Origin of the sequence: Xenorhabdus vietnamensis (assembly GCF_002127535.1) — a bacterium.
GTDB classification, from domain to species: Bacteria; Pseudomonadota; Gammaproteobacteria; order Enterobacterales; family Enterobacteriaceae; genus Xenorhabdus; species Xenorhabdus vietnamensis.
The window spans coordinates 1-4,864 of record NZ_MUBJ01000032.1 but is presented as its reverse complement, the minus strand read 5'-3'; the positions used below and the strand labels follow the sequence as shown (position 1 = coordinate 4,864).

Genomic DNA, 4,864 nt, shown 5'->3' with positions numbered 1-4,864 from the left:
TACACCTGAAGCGCTGGCGTGGCATAGCGACCCGTTATGCCAAAAAGAGTACATCGTTTCTTGCGGCAGTCCAGATCCGTTGTCTCGCGCTTTGGTTGATATTTCATGACGACATTATCTAGTACTACAGCCGTATTTGTTTTTCTCAATCGGAAATATGCCCGTAGAACAGCTTGAAATGATACGGTTTCTCAGTTTATTGATTATCAGATAACACGTTAATTTTGGGATGATTACGGCTGTAGTACTAGCTCTGAATAAGAAATATTAAAGGACTTACCAAGAAATAACTCCACTTTACGAACAAAACTTACCAATCTCTCGTACTTATTCATTTGCACAGAATCATCAATATTTACTTGGGGTGCTGGTTGATCCAGCACCAACACCGTAGGTGCTACTCCCGTTTTCTGAACTAACTGTTGAGCCATTTCAAAAGCAATAGTGGCTCCAAGTGACCACCCACCTAACACCAATTTTGTCCGCTGGATAATATTTCCAGACTGTGCCAGATAAAATTCTGCCAGTGATTTAATATTATGATGATGAGAAGCATCCTGATTAAAATTTACTATTTGTATACCATAAGTAGGATAGTCAGTTCCTAGTTCCCTCATTAGCGACTGGTAGCACAAGAGATTCCCTCCAGCTGGATGAATCATCAGTAAAGTTGGTTTATTATTCGGTAATCCCTGATTAAACATTACTAATGGAGAATTCATCAAGGATGCAGTTTGCTTTAATATAGTTGCCAGTTGGCTAATACTGCTGTTCTCAAGTAGCTGCCCCAGTGATAGGGTTGAACCAATATGTTTATTTATATCAATAATCAGTTGTAGCGCATTAATTGAATTCCCGCCAAGACTGAAAAAACTCTTATGTGTATCAACCTTGCTACATTTGAGAACTGTACAATAAATATCATGTAGTCGATGTTCTATTTCATCTTTTGGGTCTTGTATATAAAGATTATTTTCAGAACTAGGAAGGGGTAATTTTGCATAATTAATTTTTCCACTAGCAGTAAGGGGCATCGATTTCAACCCGATCCACTGTTCTGGTTGCATATAATGTGGTAATTTTTTTCGTAACTCAGATTGCACTATATCTTGATGACTTTCCTCTATTCCACACAGGTAAGCCACCAGAGATGTTTCTCCTGTAGGCAATTGGCATTGGATGACGGCGGCATTAGTCACATCAGGTAGCTGCCTCAATACATCTTCTATAGCTGTTAATTCAACACGATATCCATGAACTTTAACCTGCCGATCAATACGTCCCGAAAATTCAATGTTTCCATCTGGCAATAAACGCCCTTTATCACCACTACGATAGAGGCGCTCACCTATAAGGTTAAACCGATCGCTATTTTCTTCTGTATCGTCAATGTAACCAGCCGCTAAGTGTGCCCCACCAATGCAAATTTCACCAGACAATTTACCTGATACGAGTTTTTGATCGGTATCTAACACAAGAACATGACTATCTTTCAGTGGAGTACCTATAGGGAGATAATCATTTTGTAATTTATCAAGTTCAACTGGTACCTTGTATGTTGTTACTCCAACAGTACACTCAGTTGGTCCATAATGATTCACTATACAACAATTTGCATTAAGTTCACGGACATGTCGAATCAACGACACCGGTACCTTTTCTCCACCTAATACCAACAAATTTTTCGGTATCAATTTACTCGCTTCAGGTGCTCTCAATAATACGGCTAAATATGTTGGTGTAATCTTCATACAATCTAATGGTAATGTTGCTAGGTAATCAAACAGCTCCTGTGGATTACTGAGATGCTGTAAATGAATAACTTCCAATTGCCCTTGGTTAATCAAGGCAGGAAACAACATCGTATGTGCCAAGTCGGTGGTAAAGGATGAAAACATGCCATATCGAGCCCCAGGTTTTTGAGCAAGTATAGGAGTAATTGCCTGGCAATAATGGCTTAAATGGGAATGGTTAACTTTAACTCCTTTAGGTTTACCACTACTACCAGAGGTATAAATGATATAGGCCGGGAGCTCATCCAGTAGTTGTTCTGGCTTCGGATTACTTTCTGGCATGTTATTGAGTTCTTGATTAACTTTGATACATGGTATATTTGTAACTAGTTCTTCATTTTCGACCAAAACATAACGTACAGATGCATTAGTCAGAATGAAATCAATCTGCTGCTGTGGAAGATTAATATCAACAGGCACATAACATCCTCCCGCTTTCAATACCGCCAACAAAGCTACAACACAATATTCACTTTTCGCCATAAACAATGCTACGCGTTCTCCACAAGATAAGCCGCTCTCTAATAAATAATGAGCTAAACGGTTCGCTTGCTGGTTAAGTTGTTTATAGTTGAGTGTACGACCAACACAGCGCACCGCTATTGCATCAGGAATTAAGCATGCTTGCTGCTCAAACTGTCGATGTACAGCTGTTGGTGAGATATCTGTTGTAGGGAGACAACCAAGTAGTAAATTAGAGCGTTCCATGTGACTTAATAGAGACAGTTTTCGTACTATCAACTGTGGTTGATCTATAAAAGATTCCAGAATAGTTCGTAAATCAACTAACATACGTTGAACAGTGTCACAATCGAACAACGCTGTACTATAGTTCATAGTAAACAACAAACCGTCATGTTCTTTTTCTACCCATAAATTTAAATCCAGTTTTGCCACACCGTAATCAATTTTTAGTGGCTGGTACTTAAATAAAGAGGTTTCTTGGTAATGTGGAAATATCTGATAAGTTAAGATTGCTTGAAATATCGGATTAACTTGGGGATTACGTACGTAGGAAATTTTATCTAAAATGCAATTGAATGGAACATCTTGATAAGCTGTCGATTGCTCACACTCTTTACGGGTTATTTGAACTAGGGTAGATAAGGTGATTTCTGGATCTATCCTGAAACATAATGGTAAGGTATTCATAAACAATCCCATTATATTTTGTGTAACAGATTGATTACGATTTGCGAAAGGAATACCAATGATGATTTCCTGTTGCCCACTATACTTGTGCAACAAAAGCTCATAAGCTGCCAGAATAATGTGGAATTGAGTTGCTTTATAATGTACTGCACAAGTTTGCAAACGTTGACAAAAATCACCCTCAAAAAACAGACTTATTATATTTCCCGCAGTATCCATTTTTAGGGGGCGAGGTCGATCAGTCGTGATATCTAGCATGCCTTGCACATCATCTAGTTTTTTAATCCAGTACTCCAGCCCTTGTTGATATTTCCCTTCAGTACTCCATTGATTTTTAGCCAAAGCATAATCTGAGAATTGTCGATTTTCTTCTACCTTCTGTGTTATTTCTCCGCTAAATATATTCAGATACGTTTCTATAAACTCTTTTAAAAAAAGACTGACTGTCCATCCATCAGCAATAATATGATGAAATGTCAGTAAGAATACGTATTCATGACTATAAGATTTGATAATATGTAAATATGCCAGAGGACCACAAGATAAATCAAAGTACCTCCCTCCCTCAGCTTTAGCCATTGTTTCTATTTGTTGTTTTTTGTCTCTCTCTGGCAAATCAGTGATATCATCATAACAAAAATCAAACACTGCATCATCAGATACATATTGATATATTTCCTTTTCTATTTGTTGGAAAGTTGTACGTAAAATATCATGCTTTTGGGTTAAATATGCCAGAGTTTACTTCACTAACAGTAAATCCATTTCATATTTAAATTTGCATGTTATAGCTAACGGAACATTATAAACTTTTTTATCATCAAGATATTGGTTAAGCATCCAAATGTTTTTTTGTGCACTGGTCAAAGGAAAATACTTCCTGGATGAATCAGCATTTTTCTTAATTATTTCTCTTGATTCTGAATCAGATTTTATCCGTTTTTGTCTGACTAATTTTTTTAATTCATCTAATTTCAATGATCTTATTTCGGTGTGCTTAATATTAGTCATACCCTATCCACTCCTGTCTGATTGAACATCTATATTAGGTTTCCATGCAGTTTAACTGAGTGATTTGAACTGATTTACTTATCCTGTAATAATTCTTCTAATTTGGAAATCATCAGTTCTGATAAGCCTCTAATAGTTTGATCTTTATAGAAAAGATCAACGCCAACATCAATTTCAAAAACATTAGACACTGCTGATATAATTTGTACCGCTAATAGAGAATTACCACCAAGCTCAGTGAAATTATCATCTATACCAATTCCAGAAATACCGAGAATGGATTGCCAAATCTTAACAATTTCTCTTTCAATATCATTTTCTGGCCCCACATAGTCCACTGATAACACAGGCCTGATGTGTATACTCCTTTCTGCCTCACTTACAGTTTCAACGATATTATCGTTATACTCTGGGATTGATTCATCAATCAGCTGATGAAGATCACTGGTTACCACAACCACCTGTTCAAATTCCAGATGTGAAAATTGGCGTTTTAACGCATCAACTCCTTCATAAAACAGGATATCTTTATCTGTTGTGTCAACTTTTACTGATAAAGGTTCTCCTTTATTGGCCAACATATGGCTGGATCCTACTAACGGATTATTTGGAAATAATTTGATAAGAGTATATTTTTCTAACTTCAACAACAGTTCACCTTCTGTTGAAAAGAAAGTAATATCCATGCTAATGGAAGTATCTCTAGGTTTATATTCTCCATTTAATTTAACGTGAGCATAACATTCAGAATTTAATGGGGAGTAGTAGATTATATTACCGTAGCTAATAGGTAAAAAATCATCCTTAGTTATAGCTAAATCATATTAATATGACATAATATCTAAATCTAAGATGACAAGGCATAAAATGAGATGGGCTACAGCTTAGATTTTCGAAAGCGATTACTG

The 4,864-nt window shown here is 36.5% G+C and carries 3 protein-coding genes; all 3 read right to left on the bottom strand.

The features are described 5' to 3' along the window. Positions 1-233: 233 nt before the first annotated feature. Positions 234-3,683: a non-ribosomal peptide synthetase gene (locus tag Xvie_RS18385; RefSeq protein ID WP_279625690.1), complete on the bottom strand. Its 3,450-nt coding sequence runs from the start codon at positions 3,681-3,683 to the stop codon at positions 234-236. Between the two features lie 3 nt (positions 3,684-3,686). Further along, positions 3,687-3,956 carry a hypothetical protein gene (locus Xvie_RS18380; protein ID WP_086110612.1) on the bottom strand — a complete coding sequence of 90 codons (270 nt, stop codon included), beginning with the start codon at positions 3,954-3,956 and terminating at the stop codon, positions 3,687-3,689. A 74-nt stretch (positions 3,957-4,030) separates the two neighbouring features. After that, complete coding sequence (locus tag Xvie_RS18375; RefSeq protein WP_244175728.1) at positions 4,031-4,642, bottom strand: phosphopantetheine-binding protein; 612 nt, start codon at positions 4,640-4,642, stop codon at positions 4,031-4,033. Positions 4,643-4,864: the final 222 nt, after the last annotated feature.

Excerpts from the sequence above, each read along its gene's own strand:
- Xvie_RS18380 (WP_086110612.1), bottom strand. The coding sequence starts at position 3,956 with ATGACTAATATTAAGCACACCGAAATAAGATCATTGAAATTAGATGAA.
- Xvie_RS18375 (WP_244175728.1), bottom strand. The coding sequence starts at position 4,642 with ATGGATATTACTTTCTTTTCAACAGAAGGTGAACTGTTGTTGAAGTTA.